Origin of the sequence: Coprococcus aceti, from assembly GCF_025567285.1 — a bacterium.
In the GTDB taxonomy this organism is placed as follows: Bacteria; Bacillota; Clostridia; order Lachnospirales; family Lachnospiraceae; genus Coprococcus; species Coprococcus aceti.
The window spans coordinates 187042-209289 of the sequence record NZ_JAOQJT010000006.1 but is presented as its reverse complement, the minus strand read 5'-3'; the positions used below and the strand labels follow the sequence as shown (position 1 = coordinate 209289).

General features: G+C 43.6%; 21 protein-coding genes. 10 read left to right on the top strand and 11 right to left on the bottom strand.

Annotated elements, in window-relative coordinates; all coding sequences use genetic code 11:
• Positions 1–101: 101 nt before the first annotated feature.
• The 3 genes from OCV54_RS10000 to OCV54_RS09990 all read right to left on the bottom strand — a co-directional run bounded on the left by OCV54_RS10000 (position 102) and on the right by OCV54_RS09990 (position 3458).
• Positions 102–236, bottom strand: a complete 135-nt coding sequence (locus tag OCV54_RS10000) for a hypothetical protein (protein WP_262563301.1) — start codon at positions 234–236, stop codon at positions 102–104.
• 69 nt (positions 237–305) lie between these two features.
• Positions 306–944 carry a sugar O-acetyltransferase gene (locus OCV54_RS09995; protein ID WP_055223821.1) on the bottom strand — a complete coding sequence of 213 codons (639 nt, stop codon included), beginning with the start codon at positions 942–944 and terminating at the stop codon, positions 306–308.
• A 225-nt stretch (positions 945–1169) separates the two neighbouring features.
• Entirely contained in the window at positions 1170–3458 is a 2289-nt protein-coding gene (locus tag OCV54_RS09990) for a hydratase (protein WP_055223819.1), read from the bottom strand.
• A gap of 507 nt (positions 3459–3965) precedes the next feature.
• On the opposite strand from OCV54_RS09990, the gene OCV54_RS09985 reads away from it, so the two are divergent.
• From OCV54_RS09985 to OCV54_RS09960, 6 genes are all read left to right on the top strand, one after another.
• The gene (locus OCV54_RS09985; protein WP_022217196.1) at positions 3966–4673 is read left to right on the top strand and encodes a LytR/AlgR family response regulator transcription factor; all 708 of its coding nucleotides are present in this window, start codon (positions 3966–3968) and stop codon (positions 4671–4673) included.
• Positions 4673–5956 carry a sensor histidine kinase gene (locus OCV54_RS09980; protein WP_238050442.1) on the top strand — a complete coding sequence of 428 codons (1284 nt, stop codon included), beginning with the start codon at positions 4673–4675 and terminating at the stop codon, positions 5954–5956. Before OCV54_RS09985 ends, OCV54_RS09980 begins: the two co-directional genes overlap by 1 nt.
• 225 nt (positions 5957–6181) lie before the next feature.
• Positions 6182–6757, top strand: a complete 576-nt coding sequence (locus OCV54_RS09975) for a 2-oxoacid:acceptor oxidoreductase subunit gamma family protein (protein WP_022217194.1) — start codon at positions 6182–6184, stop codon at positions 6755–6757.
• Positions 6757–7059 carry a 4Fe-4S binding protein gene (locus OCV54_RS09970; RefSeq protein ID WP_004848700.1) on the top strand — a complete coding sequence of 101 codons (303 nt, stop codon included), beginning with the start codon at positions 6757–6759 and terminating at the stop codon, positions 7057–7059. The genes OCV54_RS09975 and OCV54_RS09970 overlap by 1 nt, the downstream gene beginning before the upstream one ends.
• The gene (gene porA, locus OCV54_RS09965) at positions 7060–8241 is read left to right on the top strand and encodes a pyruvate ferredoxin oxidoreductase, alpha subunit (protein WP_015533185.1); all 1182 of its coding nucleotides are present in this window, start codon (positions 7060–7062) and stop codon (positions 8239–8241) included. It abuts the gene before it with no gap.
• 13 nt (positions 8242–8254) lie between these two features.
• Positions 8255–9190, top strand: a complete 936-nt coding sequence (locus OCV54_RS09960) for a thiamine pyrophosphate-dependent enzyme (RefSeq protein ID WP_004848697.1) — start codon at positions 8255–8257, stop codon at positions 9188–9190.
• A gap of 208 nt (positions 9191–9398) precedes the next feature.
• Here the strand turns inward: OCV54_RS09960 and OCV54_RS09955 are convergent, their stop codons facing one another.
• A complete protein-coding gene (locus OCV54_RS09955; RefSeq protein ID WP_055223816.1) occupies positions 9399–10025 on the bottom strand; it encodes a hypothetical protein in 627 nt (208 codons plus the stop codon).
• Entirely contained in the window at positions 10022–10279 is a 258-nt protein-coding gene (locus OCV54_RS09950; protein WP_207641790.1) for a hypothetical protein, read from the bottom strand. Before OCV54_RS09950 ends, OCV54_RS09955 begins: the two co-directional genes overlap by 4 nt.
• Before the next feature lie 81 nt (positions 10280–10360).
• Between OCV54_RS09950 and OCV54_RS09945 the strand changes: the two genes are divergently transcribed.
• Both OCV54_RS09945 and OCV54_RS09940 read left to right on the top strand, forming a co-directional pair.
• On the top strand, positions 10361–11290 hold the full coding sequence (locus tag OCV54_RS09945; protein ID WP_082431314.1) for an AraC family transcriptional regulator: 930 nt from the start codon (positions 10361–10363) through the stop codon (positions 11288–11290).
• Positions 11291–11388: 98 nt separating this feature from the next.
• Complete coding sequence (locus tag OCV54_RS09940) at positions 11389–12441, top strand: alpha/beta hydrolase (protein WP_055223811.1); 1053 nt, start codon at positions 11389–11391, stop codon at positions 12439–12441.
• On the opposite strand, the gene OCV54_RS09935 is transcribed toward OCV54_RS09940, so the two are convergent.
• From OCV54_RS09935 to OCV54_RS09915, 5 genes are all read right to left on the bottom strand, one after another.
• On the bottom strand, positions 12442–14292 hold the full coding sequence (locus tag OCV54_RS09935; RefSeq protein ID WP_055223809.1) for an alpha-amylase family protein: 1851 nt from the start codon (positions 14290–14292) through the stop codon (positions 12442–12444). It lies immediately after the preceding gene.
• Between the two features lie 114 nt (positions 14293–14406).
• Positions 14407–15372 (bottom strand): PfkB family carbohydrate kinase, encoded by a 966-nt coding sequence (locus tag OCV54_RS09930; protein ID WP_055223808.1) that lies wholly within the window; start codon positions 15370–15372, stop codon positions 14407–14409.
• Between the two features lie 389 nt (positions 15373–15761).
• A complete protein-coding gene (locus tag OCV54_RS09925) occupies positions 15762–15962 on the bottom strand; it encodes a cold-shock protein (protein ID WP_015533189.1) in 201 nt (66 codons plus the stop codon).
• Positions 15963–16112: 150 nt separating this feature from the next.
• Entirely contained in the window at positions 16113–18665 is a 2553-nt protein-coding gene (glgB, locus tag OCV54_RS09920; RefSeq protein ID WP_015533190.1) for a 1,4-alpha-glucan branching protein GlgB, read from the bottom strand.
• A gap of 24 nt (positions 18666–18689) precedes the next feature.
• Entirely contained in the window at positions 18690–19370 is a 681-nt protein-coding gene (locus tag OCV54_RS09915) for a hypothetical protein (protein ID WP_055223806.1), read from the bottom strand.
• A gap of 297 nt (positions 19371–19667) precedes the next feature.
• Here OCV54_RS09915 and rpsT point away from each other — a divergent pair, with 297 nt between their 5' ends.
• Positions 19668–19931: a 30S ribosomal protein S20 gene (gene rpsT, locus OCV54_RS09910; RefSeq protein ID WP_055143958.1), complete on the top strand. Its 264-nt coding sequence runs from the start codon at positions 19668–19670 to the stop codon at positions 19929–19931.
• 142 nt (positions 19932–20073) lie between these two features.
• Here rpsT and holA read toward each other — a convergent pair whose 3' ends face one another.
• Complete coding sequence (gene holA, locus OCV54_RS09905; protein WP_055223804.1) at positions 20074–21105, bottom strand: DNA polymerase III subunit delta; 1032 nt, start codon at positions 21103–21105, stop codon at positions 20074–20076.
• A gap of 263 nt (positions 21106–21368) precedes the next feature.
• On the opposite strand from holA, the gene pdxS reads away from it, so the two are divergent.
• Positions 21369–22247 (top strand): pyridoxal 5'-phosphate synthase lyase subunit PdxS, encoded by an 879-nt coding sequence (gene pdxS / locus OCV54_RS09900; protein ID WP_004848658.1) that lies wholly within the window; start codon positions 21369–21371, stop codon positions 22245–22247.
• The last annotated feature ends 1 nt before the right edge of the window (position 22248 follow it).

The following is a 22248-nucleotide window of genomic DNA, read 5'->3' as shown; positions in this document are numbered from 1 at the left end:
ATAAATAAGACAGATATTAAAAGACGTGCATGAAAGTTCTTTTTGAAGAATCTTTCGTGCACGTCTTTGTAATTACTATTTGTATTTTTCTGTCATCATGATCACTGCGGAAGTTCTATCCACACAGATTTGATATTCTCTCCTGACTCAACATCATTCAACTGATATACGATCTGCACCTTTCCAGTCCTGCCCTTTTCTACCGATACGATCATATAGCTGTTCACCATAGACATTGGAGCCAGCGAGCCCTCGCAGTTTCCACCTTCTGTATGTACCCTCCATCCTCAACTGAATATACCTCATCAGTCATTCTTGCTCACATTGTTATACTGGAAGAAATCAATCCTGTGATCCTTGAAATAATATTTTGCATCACGCTCATTCACTTCCCTGAGTACCTTACACGGATTACCCACAGCTACAACATTCGATGGGATATCTGTGGCAACCATACTTCCAGCTCCTATGACGGTGTTATCACCTATAGTTACCCCCGGAAGTATCGTAACTCCTGCACCTATCCAGCAGTTCTTGCCTATTGTTATAGGTGCATTGTACTGATAGCCCTGTTTTCTGAGCTCAGAATTTATTGGATGTCCCGCTGTTGCCAGAGTTACATTTGGTCCAAACATGGTGTAGTCACCAACGTAAATATGTGTGTCATCCACCATTGTAAGGTTGAAATTCGCATATATATTGCTGCCCCAGTGAACAAATTTGCCGCCCCAGTTTGCATGGAGTGGTGGCTCTATATAGCAGTTGTCTCCTATCTCCTCAAACATCTCCTTGAGCATCTGCTGACGCTTGACCATCTCTGTTGGTCTGGTCATATTGAAGTCATATAATCTGTCCAGACACTTTATCTGCTCTCTGGCGATATCCTCATCGCCCGGAAGATAAAGCTCACATGTGTGCATCTTTTCCAGCTCTGATTTTCCCATTGTAAATACCTCCTGTATTTTATTTTTGTCTTCTTAAACCCGCCATGTTGTAAATCCGTTTCTTTTTGACATCGTGGATTATCACATCATGATCACACTGGCTATATGAAAGCAACAGGCACCACCAAGCCGCACTAAAGCGCCCATGATGATGCCTGTTATATCGTCGTATATACATTATATTCAAATGTACATACATGGCGCACTCGGCACCATATATATCATTTAGTTGTACTTGTAGTAATTGATGAGGCAGCCATCTGTTATGATCTGTCTCTCATCGTCTGTGAGTTCTCCAAGTCTCAGCTCTATCTCAGCAAAATCCTTGTTCACAACATAAGCCTTGATGACCTCTGTCTTGTTCTTCACAGCATCCTTGATTCCTGGGATGAATACATAATCGTCATTGTCAAAGTCAAAATCCTTATCAATGACAAATGGAAGCATACCCCAGTTGATAAGGTTTGATCTGTATCTCTTTGTAGCGTACTCCTTTGCAATGTTTGCCCATCCACCGAGAACCTTCTGGCATGATGCAGCCTGCTCACGGGCTGAACCGTCACCTGGCTTAACAGCATAAATGGTACTTCCAACACCTGTGTTGCTTCCGCATACGTCCTCAAACTTCTCCTTGATGGCATGCATAACTTCCTTGACCTCTGGGAATGCCTTACCCATGCACTCACCTGCCTCACGAACCTTCTCTACAGCCTGGATAGCCTTCGCTCTTCCAACGTACTCAGGATCCTTTCTTGACAGAGTGAACTCTGCAAGTCCAAGAGGATTTGATCTGTATGATGAAGTCTCTCCTGATGGGATAAGCTCATCTGTTGTTGTTACAGGATCATGTATAACTGATGCCACCTTGAGGAGAAGGTTGTCTGTAAGAGGAACCATCTCAGGCCAGTCCTTGATGTTTGGACCAAACTTGATCTCAACCGAAGGATCAGCCTTTCCAACACCGTTGTAAACTCTTCTGCCGTATATAGCCTTGTCGAAGAAATACTTTGGATGTGTGTACTCTATATCTGCAAGGTCTGTTGCTGATGTCAGATAGCCCTTGTTGGCTGCAGTTGCTGCGATAGAACGCGCATCCATAAGCGCAACAGATGAGATCTGACCATTCTGTATCTTTGAACCCTCTCTGTTAGGGAAGTTTCTTGTTGAATGTCTGATGGAGAATGCATTGTTGGCAGGTGTATCACCGGCACCAAAGCAAGGTCCACAAAATGCTGTCTTAACGATGGAACCTGTCTCGATGAGATCAGCCAGAACACCATTCTTTGCGAGCTGCATATATATAGGTGTACTTGCAGGATATACTGACAGTGTGAACTCGTCAGCGCCTATGCTCTTGCCTCTGAGGATATCAGCCGCATCGCAGATATTCTCATATCCACCACCGGCACATCCGGCGATGATTCCCTGCTCAACATACAGCTTGCCATCTCTTACCTTATCCTTGAGTGTGAAGTCGACCTTGCCGTCAAGGCTTACAAGTGCACGCTTCTCAACATCATCAAGGATATCCATGAGGTTGGCATTCAGCTCGTCGATGGTGTATGTGTTGCTTGGGTGGAATGGCATAGCTATCATTGGCTTAACTGTTGACAGATCTACATATACGACTCCGTCATAGTAAGCCACATCGCCAGGATTCATCTCCTTGTACGCCTCACTTCTTCCGTGAATGTCATACCAATCCTTTATCTTGTCATCTGTCTTCCATATTGATGACAGACATGTTGTCTCTGTTGTCATAACATCAATACCGATACGGAAATCTGCTGAGAGCTTGTCAACACCAGGACCAACGAACTCCATGACCTTATTCTTGACATATCCGCAGCCAAATGTTGCTCCGATGATGGCAAGTGCCACATCCTGAGGACCAACCCCCTTCTGTACCTCTCCGTCGAGATAGATTGCGATAACGCCCGGCTTTGCAACATCGTATGTCTTACACAGGAGCTGCTTTGCGAGCTCACCGCCGCCCTCTCCAATAGCCATAGTACCAAGAGCACCGTAACGTGTATGTGAGTCTGATCCAAGTATCATGGCGCCACACTCTGCCAGCATCTCTCTTGCAAACTGATGGATGACCGCCTGATGAGGTGGTACATACACGCCGCCATACTTCTTCGCACATGAGAGGCCAAACATATGGTCATCCTCATTGATGGTTCCACCTACGGCACACAGTGAGTTGTGACAGTTTGTAAGTACATATGGTATAGGGAACTCCTTAAGACCTGATGCTCTTGCTGTCTGGATGATTCCTACAAATGTTATATCATGTGAAGTCATCTTATCGAATTTGATCTTAAGATTCTCCATATTGTCAGATGTGTTATGCTTAGCCAATATTCCGTAAGCAAGTGTGTTCTTTGATGCCTCTTCCTTTGATGGAGCACTGCCAAGCTTTGATGCGAGAACCGCACCTGCCTCAGCATTATCCTCAACCAGCTCTGTACCATGTAACAGATAAGCACCGTTGTCAAATAATTTAATCATACTCTTCCTCCTGGTAATAGCTTTTTGTCATTTATGGAATTGCACACAGATGTATACAAAACCCCATGTTTCTCTACATCATACCATATTATTTTCAAATTTTAAATAGTATTATATTACAGCTTAACGCAAAAAATCTGCCATACATGCTCAGGCACATATGGCAGATCCTATGCATCAAATTGAATATACTGTACAGATACCCTTAACCGAAATACCTGTACCTGATACATCCTATCTGACACTATATAATCAATCTCCCCTCAGAGTTAATTATCCTCTGTTACATACACTATACTATTTGTATAATTTTTCCAATAGTTTTGGCAAAAATCGACACAAACGACGCGTATAACAACCTGAACGACATAAATTTTCGTGTACAACACACATATACTTTAATTATACCTATTGTAGAAATTCCCATTTGTATGATAGAATGTTCCTGATATGTTAATAATTTAAGAGTTTTGTTTATCTATCAATTTTTCACAGGAGTGTTTGATTATGAATTTTCTGATTGTTGAGGATGACAATATCCAGCTTACCGGCTTAAAACATATAATTGAAGAAGAGTACGCAGACGCTGTTGTCAACACTGCATCAACTTACAACGATGCCATAACAATAATAGATTCATTTGATATTGATATCTTTTTACTGGACATTGATCTCGGTGGAGGAAAGACCGGATTGGATGTATGTGGTTATCTCCGAAGAATTCCCAAATACAATGACACACCTGTCATCTTCATCACCGACATCACCGTTCCAAACCTTGATGTCATCAACAAGTATCATTGCCAGTATTATTTCTCAAAGCCTTATGACAGAATCGATGTCGTAGGAGGGATCAACTCGGTGCTCACACAGCCTGACGACCAGACATCAAGGATCCGCGTAAAGGATATCCAGGGAATACTTTTCCATATAAGCATGGATGAAATAATTTATGTATGTGCATCCGGCCACCACAAGCACATTTTCACATCCGACGGCGATTTTATCGTCACCAACCCGACCTTCGAGTCAATTTTGCAGGCTGCTGGTGATGTACCTCTGGTCAGATGCCACAAAAGCTATTACTTCAATCCCGACTACATACAGAGCTACGACAGATCCAATTCACTTATAACGCTGAAACTGGCTCAAGAATCCATACCGGTCGGGCGCAAATACAAAACTATTATAGAAACTTACCAGGAGAACAGATAATGGCTGCATATTTTGATTTTCTTTCCAAGATACTGTTTGATACCTTTGTATTTTTAGTATTCTTGATGGCGATATATAATGTAAAATTTTCCCAGATAGCAAAGAGACTTCCACCTTTGCTTCTGCTGACTTTACCAGTCTCTCTGATTGCCACAGTTACAGACTCCATGTTAATATTCACACTGATAACATACATATACTGCTTTGTATTCTACTCTCTGGTATTCCGATATCCGCCGATGAAGATCATAACGGGATACGCAATTACACTTATCATCATGACTATACTGAACCTCATCCAGATGGTTGTCATCATGCAGTTTACGGACAATCCATTCACCAACACTTCAACATATATAACCGAAGCCATGGCTTTCATCATAGCTATACTTTTATACAAATTCGGACATATGGATAAGCTGTACGATGCTCTTATAGTGAAAAATCAGGTATCCAGGAATATAATACTCGCAGTATTTGCCCTCATGGTATCTATGGTTTTATACCAGCGTATATCCCCTAAGGACTTCATGAATATATTTATGACTTTCCTGTTTATAGTCATACTTATCCTCATTTTATACTCGGGAATGTACAAGAACTATATGAGCCTCAGAGAATCCCGGAAGCAGCTACAGTCATATGAACAGTATCTTCCTATTATAGAGGATCTGATAGATCAGGTGCGCATGAGACAGCATGACTACAACAATGAGCTTCAGGCCATCAGCATGCTGCCGATCAGTTACACTGATTATGATTCCCTCGCTGCTGCCCTTTCAAATGAGCTGGATACCTCCTGCAATGACCATGTCATCAAGAATTCGTATCTTCTGAGGATCAACATGAAACTGATCGCAGGTTTTCTGTTCAGCAAGATGAACCTTGCGCAGGAGCATAATATCAATCTGGATATAGATGTCAAAAATTCCACACTCACATCCAAGGCAGCGGAATTTGAGCTTCTGGATGTCATGAGCATTCTGGTGGACAATGCATTTGACGCAACTGAAGACGGAGGTATGATAAAAGTCATCATAGACTCTGACGGCAAGACTACCACCGTGGAAACCTTCAATGCCGGATCGCAGCTCACCGCGGAAATGCGCAAGAACTTCTTCGCAAAGGGCTACTCGACCAAGCCTCTGAAGGATGGAGCTTATTCCAGAGGTATCGGACTTTACAAGCTGAAACAGCTCACATCCAAGTACCATGGTGAAATACTGTTGGACAATCAGACGGTGGATGGACAGAACTGTATCCACTTTGTCGTCAGCATATAATAAATTTTATGATTCCAAATGCTTTTTTATAGTTTTCAGATAACTTATCCCATCGTTAAATCCAACATTTTTAGGTATTTCTGTTATCCGCGTTAAATTTTTTTGTTTTTCGACTTATTTCCTTAATTTTATTCTTTACTTATTATCTATAAATGGTATAATCAAAAGGATTATTTTTCCTAATAAACGGAACTTAATGAGAAATTTTTGACAGGAGATGTGAAAGTGAAAGATACTATCGAAATCAGATGGCACGGACGTGGTGGTCAGGGTGCCAAGACTGCTGCCCTGCTCCTCGCAGATGTGGCATTCAAAACAGGTAAATATGTTCAAGGATTCCCTGAGTATGGTCCAGAGAGAATGGGCGCACCTATCACTGCCTACAACAGGATCAGCAGTGAGCCTATCAGAGTACATTCCAACATTTACGAGCCACAGTATGTGGTTGTAGTTGACGAATCTCTAATCGAACCTGTACATGTGACTGCAGGTCTCGCCGAGGATGGCGCCATCATTATAAATACACCTAAGACTCCGGACGAGGTCCGTCCACTGCTCAAGGGTTACAAGGGCAGGGTATACACACTTGATGCCAAGGAGATCTCCATGAAGACTCTCGGCAAGAATTTTCCTAACTCTCCTATGCTTGCAGCCATCGTTGCTGTCAGCGGAATCATGGAGGAGGGACCTTTCCTCGAAGATATGAGACAGTCATATCAGCACAAATTTGCCAAGAAACCAGAGGTTATCGAGGGCAACATGGAAGCATTAAAGCTCGCCTTCAGGGAGGTAATGAAGTAATGAGAACAGATATAAGCAAGATACATGACAATAGCAAATGGACAGAGCTCACACCTGGAAACCACGTATACGGCGGTGGCACATCCAAGGCATTTAACACAGGTGAGTGGAGGACTTCAACCCCTGTCCTAGACGAGAGCAAATGCGTACACTGTCTTCTGTGCGCACCTGTCTGTCCGGATTCATGCATTCCGGTCGTATCAGGCAAGCGTCTCGCATTTGACCTGGAGCACTGCAAGGGCTGCGGTATATGCGCATACCAGTGCAAATTCGGAGCAATCACTATGAAGGAGGGCAAATAAATGGCTATAAGAGAACGTCTTTCAGGAAATGAGGCTGTGGCACATGCTATAAAGCAGATCAATCCGGATGTTATGCCTGCATTTCCTATAACACCTTCAACTGAGATACCTCAGTTCGTTTCAACATTTATCTCCAATGGAGAGATCGATACAGAATTTATACCGGTAGAGAGTGAGCACAGTGCCATGAGTGCAGCGATCGGCGCAGAGGCTGCCGGCTGCCGTACACTCACAGCCACATCATCATGTGGTATGGCTCTCATGTGGGAGGAGCTCTACGTGGCAGCGTCCAATCGTCTTCCACTTGCCCTCGCACTTGTAAACAGAGCACTCTCCGGCCCTATCAACATCAACTGTGACCACTCAGACAGTATGGGCGCACGTGATACAGGCTGGCTTCAGATATACGCAGAGAACAATCAGGAGGCATATGACAACTTTGTTCAGGCATACAGAATATCTGAGCACAAGGATGTCAGACTTCCTATCATGATATGTCAGGATGGTTTCATCACAAGCCATGCCGTTGAAAACATCACCCTCATCGAGGATGATCTCGTAAAGAAGTTTGTAGGTGAATACACCCCTGAGCAGTATCTGTTAAATCCTGAGATGCCTATGGCTGTCGGTCCTTACGCCACATCTCCTTACTATATGGAGACTAAGATGGCTCAGAACACTGCCATGAAGAATGCAAAGCAGGTTATTCTTGACGTTGCAAAGGAATTCGAGGAGATGACAGGCCGTCACTACGGATTCTTTGAGGAGTACAGACTTGACGACGCTGACTACGCCATCGTTATGATCGGTTCTGCTGCCGGAACAACAAAGGAAGCTATAGATGAGCTGAGAAACGAAGGCAAGAAGGTCGGACTCTTGAAGATCAGAGTGTTCAGACCATTCCCTGGTGAGGAGATTGCAAAGGCTCTCGCCCACACCAAGGCTGTGGCAATCCTTGACAGATCGGAAGGATTCAGAGCAGGCGGCGGTCCTCTCTCAGCAGAGGTCAAGGAGCACCTGTATGACATTCAGGCAACCACAAAGGCTGTCAGCTACATCTACGGTCTCGGCGGACGTGACTACACTGTGGACAGCGCCAAGGGCGTATTTGCACAGCTTGAAGACATGATAGAGAACGGTGCTGAGATTCCTCAGTATCAGTACATAGGACTTAGACAGTAGGAGGTAAGATGAAATGGCATATAATTTTAAAGAAGTAATGAACAAGCCTGAGCGTCTTGCTCCAGGTCATAGAATGTGTGCAGGCTGCGGTGGTACGATCACTGTCAGAACTGTACTCCGCGCCCTTCACGAGGGCGACAAGGCGGTCATCGGTAACGCCACAGGATGTCTTGAGGTTTCAACCTTCATGTATCCTTACACAGCATACGAGGACAGCTACATACACAATGCATTTGAGAACGCAGGCGCTACCCTCTCCGGTGTTGAGACAGCGTACAACGTTCTGAAGAAAAAAGGCAAGATAGATGACACATATAAATTCATCACATTTGGCGGTGATGGCGGAACTTATGACATCGGACTTCAGTCACTGTCAGGTGCCATGGAGCGTGGACATGACATGGTATATGTGTGCTATGACAACGGAGCATACATGAACACCGGTATCCAGCGTTCATCAGCTACTCCTATGTATGCTGACACCACAACCACACCAGTAGGCTCACAGTCAAATGGTAAGATGCAGAACAGAAAGGATCTCGCACAGGTCATGGCTGCCCACGACATCCCATATGTTGGACAGTCTACTCTTCTCGGCAACATGCGTGATCTCTATGAGAAGGCTGAGAAGGCCATATACACACCTGGCGCAGCTTTCCTCAACGTCATGTCACCATGTCCTAGAGGATGGAGATACCCTACAGAGAAGATCATGGACATCTGCAAGCTGGCAGTCGAGACATGTTACTGGCCTCTGTTCGAGGTTATTGAGGGCAAATGGATCCTCTCCTACTCTCCTAAGAAGAAGCTTCCTATCGAGGACTTCCTGAGAACGCAGGGCAGATTCAAGCACCTGTTCAAGCCTGAGAACGAGCACCTTCTCGTTCAGTATCAGCAGGAGGTTGACCGCCGTTGGGAGGATCTGCTGTATAGATGTTCTAAGAATTAAATTGTATGACGGACGAAAATCCGTATAGTGCATATGCACAATCACGTTTGATTGCTGCATATTGCAATATACGGATTTTCTGTTGTTATAGATAATTAAAACTAATTTCTTAGAACATCCTATCTTATTATTTTTTTTAGTTCTAAACTGCTTATTGTTGCATATTGCGCCATATGTATTTTCTGGTTGTATACACAAAAGGAAAATATCAGTTAAATGGCATCTCGTAGAAATCATTGAGAGTGTATTGCACATCCTCACCATCTTCGGTTGTTGTTTTCCAGAACAGCAGGCTGTCTACCTGGCTTACATCCAATATGCGGTCTGTGGTAAACAGAAGTTCATATTCGCCAGATGTGTTTGTATTTTCGTTTCCCGATTCAACAATATCTGTAAGCATTGTTCCGTCTTTCAGCTTTACACCGGAAAGGACCGCGTATTTTTTGTCTGAGGTCATATTTTTTGCACCGCTTATATCGAGCACTGCCCTGATGGATATCTGGGAAACCTCACATTTGGTGACTACAGCCCCTGTATCTTCAAGGACTGTATGTGTCTCTCTTGTCACGGAAGTGATATCTCCACCTAGCTCCCATTCAAATCTCCATGTGCCATCATTGTCAACTTTCACATCAAGATGGTCATCATAAACTCCAAGATCACCGAACTCGACCGACAGCTTCCTTTTGCACAGCGCTATCAGAAATGCTTCCTCGTCATCAACATACTCAATCCCCTTCTTTTGTATAGTCCTGAAATACTCCATATACATTTCCTGCAGCACATCATTTATATCATCAAATCCCTTGCACTTTGATATCAGATACAGGGTCACGCTACGTTTTGTCTTTTATAGACTTCTTCAAAATGTCTGTTTAAACCGTCATTCACATTGTTATTCTTTTGACCGGCCAACTCTCCTACCTCCTTAACTAATGTAGTGGGGGATTTTCCGCATTTGGTTTCTTTTAGATAAATATTTTTTATATCATACCATATACAGACTATCAGAAACACGATCCGCGGCTTTTCATATCTCTCTGGTGAATCCTGACTGATCCAATACATCATCACCTCCTTGACCTGCATATTAACAAACCGATATGACTTTCATATGTCCATTATAACAATTTACTACAAATATGTGCTATAGTGATATACATACATTACATGGAGGTAGAAAACCATTTGAATTGGACCGAAGGACTTATTAACGCAATTGATTATATTGAGACTCACCTTATTGACGGTGAAGTATTGGACCAAAATACAATAGCCAGGCAGGCTTACTCCTCTCCCGACAACTTCAGAAAAGTATTTCATCTAATCACGGGATATACTATAGGGGAATATATCAGAAACCGCCGGCTTTCCCTGGCTGGAGAAGAACTCATTTCATCCAACCGCACGGTGACTGATATTGCACTTGAATACGGATATGACACACCCGAAAGCTTCACGAAGGCTTTCACACGCTTTCATGGAAACTCTCCAACTTATGTTCGAAATAACAAGTCCGGTCTCCATAATTTCACCCGGATTGTATTAAGGGTCACAGCAGATGGGGGATCTATGCTCAACTACAGAATCGTTAAGATCAACAACATGTGTATTGCCGGTTATTCCAGGGTTTTCACAAGCCTCGATACCGCGAAAAATAATGTTCTGATTCCAAAATTTACAAGAGAATGCTGCAGTCAAAGCTGGGATAAACTAATGGAAATTAAATCCACTGATGAAAAACCAAATAACTGCTTATTCGGTTACAGATCAAATGATTTTATAAATATTGATAAGTTCAATAATGAAATTTCATGCTTTAATTACACATTTGGACGAATGATCACAAAACAAGAAATTTCCGGATTAAATATATCCGATTATTCGATAACAAGCATTCCTGACGGCGAATGGATCTGTTTTGACTGTTCAGATACTACTCCTGCCGGGCAGCAGTCACTTTGGTATAAAATTTACACAGAATTTCTACCATTTTCTCATTATAACATAGCGCCTGACATAACCTTAGAGTGTAGCAATGTATCATTAAAAAAGGAACAAAATTACCTTCTCCTGCAAATCCGCCCCGACAAGGTTTAACCATTGCTGACAGGTCATAATGCAACTCCTGTGATATTGTTTTTATAGTATTTCTCACTTATGTGATAATTACTAAATACAATCAAAGGAGGCCTTTTATGAAAAAGGAATTAACAATTTTGACCACATTCAGCATAGCTATTATATTAGTTGTCACCGGGTGTCAGCACTCGTCAGCATCTAAGAATGACTCTACTGTCACCCAATCGGTCACCAGCTATTCTTCATCCGAAGATACGTCAATCGAAGAAGCAACAACAAGTGAAACCTCAGTCAAAGAAATCACAACTGAGGAGCTTACTAAAGAAGCGCCAACTCCAACAGGTTTACTTCCAGAGGAACGTGCCAGCATAACCATGGGAAAACTCTCTCCCGAGCATATGTATTATAACGAGGTGACAACTCTTGATCCCGCCTGTGCAGACTATATCAACGAATTATCCATTTATGATGCTGAGATAGATGACACTTTTGTTGTCCATATATCTCTTCCACCTGATTATAACGAAGCAAGCTCATATCCAATGGTTGTTATGACCGATGGAGTCTGGAGACTCAGTGATCACCCTGAACTCAGACCTCTTATGACATCTGACCAGATACAGGACGTTATCCTTGTCAGCATAGGGTATCCAAACACTTACAATTATGATGTCATCAGAAAAAGAGATCTCCAGACTAACCCTGATTCATTCCTGCATTTTATTGTAGATAACCTGATTCCTTACCTGGAAGAAATATACTCTGTAAACCCTGAAAATATGACTCTCACAGGACATTCCCTGGGTGGATACTGGGCTTACTACGCTCTGTTCCATAATGACACTATAGGAAAAAATACATTTGCAAATTATTATATTGGCAGTCCTTCCATGTGGGCAAATACTGACGGCAAATTCATGTCTACGTACGAAGAAGAATATTACAACAGAACACAGACTCTAAATGCTAATGTCTATGTAACCGTAGGTGCAGATGAGGATAAAAACTTCATATCTTCTATCGAGGATTTCTACAATGATTTACAAGAGAGAAATTATTCTGGCTTAAACCTAACCTACGAAAAAATAGAAGGCTATGACCATAACACAGTCTTTAAGCCTTCTATCAAAAATACTCTTCTTATGTTCTATAAAAAAGATTCCGAATAACTATCTGTAGAACCACCAGCATCCATATCTAGGCATGACTGCTCCAAGCTCGCGGAGTGTCTTGCCTGATATGAGATCGGTATATATGTCAGCCTGATCATCAGGCATAGTCCAGATGAGCTGATCCATGTTGCTGAAGTTGAAAAATGCCCTCAGCTCATGTCCTGCATATTCCCTCACTATTCCGAGGACGCTTGCACATCCTGTCTCTATGGTGTAGACATTTGCATTACATGAAAATACATCATGCGATGCTCTTATATCCTCCATGTGGCGCAGCGCGTCAAATATCTTCATGGCTACAGGATCTTTATTTTCAACCTTGTCCCATGGGAAGTTTCCTCTGTGCAGATATCTGCTGTCCGCACATTTGTCCGGATCATTCTTATAAGTATAATCGTTTGTCTGTCCTATCTCATCACCGCTGTACAGAACCGGGATTCCGCTCTGTGCCAGCAGGTATCCATGAAGCATGAGATCACAGGCAATGGCCTGGTCGATCTTGTCTGCATTTGCCTCGTACTGGCCGGCCTCAAGGCCTGACAGGGATGCTGTTGTTCCACACAGACGGGCATCTCCGAGTCTAGGATCATCGTTATAGAGCTCACCTCTGGAATCACTGTTGTATCCCTTTCCTGTGAAATAGTCATTCAGGAACTTCTTGTGTGCCACCTCATCTATGCCGAACTGTGCCAGCCAGTCATAGTCAAGTCCCCAGCCGATATCATCGTGGCATCTGAGGTAATTCAGGAACACATAATCCTTTGGAAGTGCACACAGCTGATCCATCTGGCGCTTTAAGAGTCCCACATTCTTCGTGGCTATCGTATTCCACGTGGATGCCATGGTTGTCACGTTGTAGAGCATATGGCACTCTGGCTTGTCAACTGTTCCAAAGTATGGAACTACCTTGGAAGGCTCCATAACGACCTCTCCTAGAAGAAGGACTCCCGGACATACTATCTCACTGATTATCCTCATCATACGGACAAGAGTGTGAACCTGTGGAAGGTTACGGCAGTTTGTGCCTATCTGCTTCCATATATACGGAACAGCGTCGAGTCTGATGACATCTATACCTCGGTTTGCCATATAGAGCATGTTGCCGACCATGTCGTTGAACACCATAGGATTTGCATAGTTCAGATCCCACTGGTATGGGTAAAATGTAGTCATGACCACCTGATTGCAGTCATTTATCCATGTGAAGTTACCAGGCGCCGTAGTTGGGAATACCTCAGGCACAGTCTCCTCATATATGTTAGGAACGAACCAATCATCATAGAAGAAATATCTGGATCTTGCAACAGGATCTCCATTTCTCGCTGCCCTTGCCCACTCATGATCCTCACTTGTATGGTTCATTACGAAATCCAGACAGCAGCTTATACCCTGTCTGTGACACTCTGCAGTGAGGTCCTCCAGATCCTCCATGGTTCCAAGCTCAGGCTTTACCTTTCTGAAATCCGCAACAGCATATCCGCCGTCATCTCTGCCCTTAGGGCTTTCCAGCAGCGGCATAAAATGAAGATAATTCACACCACATGACTTCACATATGGAAGCTTTTCTTTTACACCCTTCAGCGTTCCCGCGAATGCATTTGTGTACATCATCATACCTAACAGATCATTCTGCTTATACCAGTCCGGATTCTTGACACGGCTTCTGTCCAGCTTCTTGAGATCAGCATTTCTCTCCTGATAATAACCATACAGAGAATCGCACAGCCAGTCAAATGCCTCCATATTGTTGTTATAGAGCTCGCAGTAGAGCCACTTGAGCTCGTCATATCTCTCATCAAATCTCTTTGTATATTCTGCAGTCTTTTTCACTGTCTTTGAACCTGCCATTTATCTTCTCCTTTTCTGACTATAGTCAATTAACTTATCATTCTCATTTTATTTACATAATCTGTATCATTACCGTACACAACCTGTTTTAATCTGTTGCCGTATTTTTATCTATTACTGTCTCTCGGCAATGAGCTTCTCAACCTCGGATCTCTCCGGCATAACCTTGAGTGCTCCCTTGCGTGTTGTGATGATCGATGCAGCAGCATTTGCGAATACAAGCATCTCTGTAAGCTTATCAGTGTCAAGATCTTCAAGTCCATTATCAAGTACATAATTCAGCACGCATGCACAGAAAGTGTCCCCGGCGCCTGTGGTCTCTATAGTATTCTCCTGGATAAACGGCTTTGCCTCAGCGACTACATCCCCGTAGTATGCACTGCTTCCATCTCTTCCCATGGAGAGAAGTATCAAAGGTATATTGTATGTGTCCTGAAGTATCTTTATACCCTCGTCAAAATCCTCTCTTCCTGTGAACCACTGTATCTCATTATCTGATATCTTGAGCACATCACACTGTCTCATACCCCAGTCAATCTGATCATGGGCCTCGTCCAGCGTCTTCCACAGAGGCTCCCTGAGGTTCGGGTCAAATGTGACAATGCATCCAGACTCCTTTGCAGCAGCCACAGCCTTCTGTGTTGCAGCACGTGACACTTCATATGTCAGTGAGAGTGATCCGAAATGGAACAGCCTGGCATCCTTTATGATACTCTCATCCACCTCATCTGCGCTTAACATAATATCCGCTCCCGGATTCCTGTAAAATGAAAAGTCTCTGTCTCCGTCCTCGTATGTATGCACAAATGCAAGTGTTGTGTGTACATCCCTGTCAAACTTCAGATTGTCAGTGTTGATCCCGGCATCAGCCACAACACCGGCAAGCATTTTTCCAAGGAAATCATCCCCTACTTTTCCAACAAATGCAGTCTTCTTGCCAAGCTTCTGCAGCATAGCGAGAACATTACATGGTGCTCCGCCTGGATTGGCCTCCATCATCATATTGCCCTGGCCGCTGAGCCCGTTCTGTGTAAAGTCTATGAGCAGTTCTCCAAGTGCCACAACATCAAATCTCTTCATGGTACATATCCCCCTTATAATCTAAAATAAATACGTGCCTGTTTATTTAACTGTTTATCAGCAACAACAAATGCATGAAACATGTTTCACCATATATGTGTATTCTACATTTTATCATCGCCAGCCGTCAAGATGATTTTTAAATATGTGTTGTTTTTATTATAGCAGACATACAATTTTAGCATATGGCGACATCTATAATATTCTTGTATTTATGTAACACGAGGCCTTGTAGATATTCATCTCAGTTCTACGCAATAGCATGCTCCAATTCGTTGCTCATAAAAAACATCCCCTGATCATCTGTAATCATAACCCGGGGATGTTCTCCTAATTCAACATGTATTCGCTTTAAATATATGGCTGTTTTGACATATACCGCATTGTATTTACAGTTTTGTCACATTTGCCGCCTGTGGACCCTTTTCACCGTCCACAACCTCATACTCTACTGTATCTCCCTCTTCAAGAACCTTGAAGCCCTCCATATTCAGTGCTGAGAAATGTACAAATACATCTGCTCCATCCTCATCACATATAAAGCCGTAGCCTTTCTTTGCATTAAACCATTTTACTTTTCCTGTCTTCATACTGCTTCCTCCTTAAAAACTACCCGGATTCTTACGATCAGGAAGATCGTCACCCGCCTGATGTACAAAAAAGGGGCACAGAACGATATCGTTCTGTGCCCCTTTGCACTTACACTGACATTATATGACCTGTTGTCTCATATTGCAAGTTTATTTTTTGCGTGCTTTTATATCTTTCTTGATGTCATCAGCAACAGCCACCACTGACTTTTCTATATCTGCTATATCATCCTTTACCTCTTCTGAGATCTCAGATGCCTCCTTTTTCAACTCAGCAGTCTTCTTCTCGGCTTCCTTTTTCAGCTCATCTGCCTTCTTCTCCGCCTCTTTCTTCAGCTCAGCCGCTTTCTTCTCGGCATCCTTCTTTATCTCCTCAGCCTTCTTCTGTGCCGCTGCAGCCTTTCTCTTTGCTGCGTCCACACGCTTCTTTGCAGCAGCCTTGGCCTCAGCTTCCTTCTTCTCAAGCTCAGGTGTCATATCCGTGTAATCGTACTCAAACACAACTGTTGAGAGTGGCGGAACCGTGATGTCTATACTGTAAGGAGTTCTGGCATTCTTCTTGTCCACTGCCTTGACCGGCTTGCCGTTGAGTCTGCCCTTTCCGCCAAACTGTACATCATCTGAGTTGAGTATCTCCTTGTATGTCGTGTAGCACGGAACCGGTATACTGTAATTATCTCTCTCAACCGGAGTGAAGTTACATACGAAAAGCAGCTGCTTCTTCGGAGTTGAGCCTCGTCTTACAAATGAAAGTATGCTCATGTCTGGGTGATCGCAATCTGTCCACTCAAATCCCATTGGATCTGTGTCATTCGCATACATCGCATCATTGGTATTGTAAAGCTTATTGAGCGCTTTGACATACCTCTCCATGCCCTGATTGAGCGGATTGTCTAAGACGAACCAGTCAAGGCTTCTCGCCTCACTCCACTCTCTAGGCTGTGCAAATTCCTGCCCCATAAAGAGCAGCTTCTTGCCCGGATGTCCATACATGAATCCGTACGCAGTTCTGAGATTTGCGAATTTGTCCTCCTCGCTGCCAGGCATCTTTTCTATCATTGAACGCTTGAGATGAACTACCTCGTCATGGGATATGACGAGAACATAGTTCTCAGCATACGCATACGAAAGACTGAAAGTCAGCATGTTCTGGTTGTTCTGTCTGAAATATGGATCCATCTGCATATACTCAAGGAAGTCATTCATCCATCCCATATTCCACTTGAACAGGAAACCAAGTCCGTCCATGGATGCCGGAGCAGTTACACCTGCCCACGCTGTTGACTCCTCTGCTATTAGATATGCCCCCGGATTTCTCTCCTCCATGATGCTGTTTATATTCTGCATAAGTGCTATTGCCTCAAGGTTCTCGTTTCCACCATGTTCATTTGGCAGCCACTGTCCATCCTGCTTGCCATAGTCGAGATACAACATGGATGCCACAGCATCCACGCGGAGTCCGTCTATATGGAACTTCTCGACCCAGAACAGAGCATTTGCCGTGAGGAAGTTTGCCACCTCATTGCGGCCATAGTCAAATATATATGTGCCCCAGTCAGGATGCTCTCCTCTTCTTGGATCCGGATGCTCATAGAGAGGCATCCCATCAAAACGTCCAAGTCCGTGCGCATCCCTAGGAAAGTGTGCTGGCACCCAGTCTAGGATAACACTGATTCCCTTGCTGTGCATATAATCAACGAAATACATAAAATCTACTGCATCACCATATCTGCTGGTCGGTGCATAATAATTGGTAACCTGGTAGCCCCATGAGCCGTCAAATGGATACTCTGATATACCCATGAGCTCTACGTGCGTATATCCCATCTCATTGAGATAGTCTGCCACCATAGGAGCGAGCTCCCTGTATGTGTAGAAGCCTGCATCATCATCCTCAACCTTCTTGTGCCATGAGCCGAGATGCATCTCGTATATGGACATAGGCATGCGCATTCTGTCAGTACGGCTGATCTTGCTTCTATCCTTCATCCATGATGTATCCTTCCACTTATAGCTGCTTATGTCTGCAACCACTGAGGCATTTTCCGGTCTCATCTGACACTGGTTGCCATATGGATCAGCTTTGTACAGTATCTCACCATATCTGGTCATGATCTGATACTTGTACACAGCGCCCGGCTCCACGCCCGGCAGGAACAGTTCGTATATTCCCTCATTTGCCGTGATCTGCATAGGATTTACATTACCATCCCAGAGATTGAAATCACCGACTACACTGACACGTCTTGCATGAGGAGCCCACACTGCAAAGTAGGTTCCACGTACACCGTCTATAGTCATAGGGTGTGCGCCAAGCTTCTCATATATATTGTAATGTCTACCCTCCGCAAAAAGGTATGTGTCAAAATTCGTGATAAGCGATTCAAATGAATATGGATCTGCACTGTTTATAATGGTGCCATCCTCATATGTGGTGACAACATTGTACTTGTTGCCATCGTACTCCTTCTTATCAAAATAAATGGCGAACAGTCCTTCATTTGTCATCTGTTCCATGGTGTGTATCTTCTTGCCTGTGCGCGATGTAACCTCTACCCTGATCGCCCCCGGCTTGTACACAACGATTATCTGACCTTCACCATAATCATGGATTCCCAGCAAATGCTTTGGCGCATTGATCTTGCTGGCAATGAGCTCATCATAGAGCACCCAGTTTATCCACTCCTCGATTCTTTTTCTCATAACTACCTCCCATTATGTAACCTTCTATCTGAATTTGTGTGGACGTGATTTCTTATAGCTTATAACCCTGACTATGATAGTAACCACAAGTCCAACAAATATCGTTCCAACATACACCCAAAGAACCTTCGTTCCCGTACCGGCCGGTATTATATCCGGCAGGACATCGTGTCCCGGAAAAAGCTCCGCATAGCTTTCTCCAAACACCATTCTTCTTATGCCATACATGATTCCGCTGCCGGATACCGCCATGGCTATAAAGCTGATTATTCCTATTATAACGCCTGCAGCGCCGCCCCATACAACACACTCATACAGTCTTCTTCTCCTTATGACTACAAAGCATGCCACCAGAAGCACAATGGATATGAACACACCATTGCTTGCCTTGGATTTGATGTCTGCAAGCTGTTCAAGCCTCATCACATTCTCAGTGGACAGATATACGTTGCCAAACCTGTACTCCTGCTCGCTGTCCCCATCCAGGGCATCCAGCACGATACTGTATTCCACCCACGCATCAAATTCTGATAATTCCTCAGTCTGTCCGTTATTCATGACTGAACTTATCGTGCCGCTATTACTCGGCTTGTAGCTCTTCTCCGCAACCCTGCAAACGCTGAACGAACACATTATCGCCGTGGAGATGATCAGCAAGACCAGCGAAAGTGCCATTATCACCTGAAAAAATCTATATTTAAACATCTGTATATTTCTCTGCTTTTCCTGTATTATAATATGTATGGATCATTAAGACCCACTGCATATATGATACCATTTACCCCTTTTTATGTAAAGGAAAGTAACATGTTGTTTTACTTCATTTTTCTTAGGAAACAACATGAAAATAATCCGCGAAAATGCGCATTTTTTTGTTTTTTAGTCTTGACAACGAATTGCGTTTCATCTATTATATGTGAGTATGTTTACATTGAATTGTCCGTGTCCGGTTTTAATGTAAAACCTTATTATATTTAATTAGATTTTATGGAGGTAAGAATTTTGGCTAATATCAAATCTGCAAAGAAGAGAATCAATGTTATCGAGAAGAAGACACTTAGAAACAAGATGATCAGGTCTAAGGTTAAGACAGTTATCAAGAAGGTTGAGGCTGCTATCGCTGCTGGTGATAAGGCTGCTGCTCAGCAGGCACTTGTTGTTGCTACATCAGAGATCAACAAGGCTGCTTCAAAGGGCATCTACCACAAGAACAACGCTGCTCGTAAGGTATCACGTCTTGCAGTTGCAGTTAACAAGATGGCTTAAGCATCTGGCTGATAACTACATAACTTTGACACAAGGATTTGGATATATTAAACGGCTGCATATATTTGAACCAATCATAGTTATATAAAAAATAACCACTGTTTTCACAGTGGTTATTTTTTTGCCTCAATATCTAATATCATCACCAGCCTCCTACTTGCATCTCACACAGCTCCACGATCATGACCTCCATCGCCGCGTTATCCATAACCTGTCCGGTCTTGAGCTTGTAGTCCATGTCCTGACAGTTCTCCACTATGTCTTTAAGCCGTGCCATGCTGTAGCCCCTGCACTGAGCCTTGTAATTCTTCACCGCCCACACCGGGCATCCTGCGATCTTCGCCAAGCTGGCGTCCTGCGCACCATCTGATAATGCCATCTTTACCAGAAGGAGCTTGTTGAACTGTCTCATGATACATGCGTTTATCATGATCGCCGATTCCTTATTCTCAAGAAGATCGTGATACATACTGCAAGCCTTCTCCTTCTGCTTTGCAATGATGAAGTCTATCATCTGATACACCTTGCTCTCCGCATCCTGACTGCACAGAAGATCCACATCATGCTCGCTGACCTGCTTCGTGTCTCCGGCGTAGCTTATCATCTTGTCAACCTCATTCTTGATACAGTTCATATCCATGTTAGCAGCTTCGATTATCTTGTATATCGCCGTGTCTGTGGTGGCAACACCATCGGCACGGAACAGTGACTTCACCCACGTGACCATCATCTTCTCATCAGGGGTCGCAAAATCCAGAGCCTCTCCATTCTTGTCCACAGCCTTGAACAGCTTATACCTGGTGTCCACATCCATCTCTACAAATATGGCAACTGATGTATCCTCTATCTCCACCAGCTTCTTTGCAAAATCCTCGTTGCTACTCTTGAACAGACCACTGTTCTCCACAAGGACAACTCTTCTGTCCGCAAAAAATGGCATCTCGTTGCAGAATGCAAGAAGCTCAGATGTATCGATCCCATTTCCGGCAAATTTCATAAAATTCAGATTATCGTCCTTATCAGTCAGAGCCGACAGCAGCTTATCCCTGTACTGGTTCACGAGATACCTCTCCTCCCCATACAGAAGATATATCTTGGCAAACTCCCCCGTCTTTATATGTTGGTTTATGACCGCCATCGCGTTCTTTTTTTCTTTTTTCTTTGTTGCAGCCATTACGTTTCTCCTTCATCAAGCTTATGTCTCACAATATGATTTTCAAAATACAGTACCAGTTTCTACCATAATTATATCTTATGTGGCAAATCTGACCTGTTTTTCTATGTATTTTGATAATATCAGAGGTTGTCTGACCTGTTTTTATAATCACATATTGATTATTTCTATAATGTCACTTTGGTTTTATAATCACCTACAGATTGTGAGTTTATGTACACTCACTCCAATAAACACAAATCTAATTATAACGGAGGTTCAACATGGAGACAACAGAAAGATATAAGTTAAATAAGGAACTTGCCCAGATGCTTAAGGGCGGAGTTATCATGGACGTTACAACACCTGAGCAGGCTAAGATCGCTGAGGCTGCCGGCGCTTGTGCAGTTATGGCACTTGAGAGAATCCCAGCAGATATCAGAGCTGCAGGTGGTGTATCACGTATGAGTGACCCACAGATGATCAAGGGAATCCAGAACGCTGTATCAATCCCTGTTATGGCTAAGTGCCGTATCGGACATTTTGCAGAGGCTCAGATCCTTCAGGCCATCGAGATCGACTACATCGACGAGAGCGAGGTTCTCTCACCAGCAGATGACGTATACCATATTGACAAGAGACAGTTCAAGGTTCCATTTGTATGTGGTGCCAAGGATCTCGGCGAGGCTCTCAGAAGAATCAACGAGGGTGCTTCAATGATCAGAACTAAGGGCGAGCCTGGTACAGGTGATATCGTTCAGGCCGTAAGACATATGAGAAAGATGAACAGCCAGATCGCTGAGATCGTCAGCATGAGAACAGATGAGCTGTATGAGGCAGCTAAGAAGCTTGAGGTTCCTTACGATCTCGTTCAGTACGTACATGAGAATCATCGTCTCCCAGTTGTAAACTTCGCAGCCGGCGGTGTTGCTACTCCTGCCGACGCAGCTCTCATGATGCAGCTCGGTGCTGAGGGTGTATTCGTAGGTTCAGGTATCTTCAAGTCAGGAGACCCTGCTAAGCGTGCTGCTGCCATCGTTCAGGCAACAACAAACTACAATGACGCTGATCTCGTTGCAAAGCTTTCAGAGGGACTTGGTGAAGCTATGGTTGGTATCAACGAGCAGGAGATCGCAATCCTCATGGCAGAAAGGGGTAAGTAAT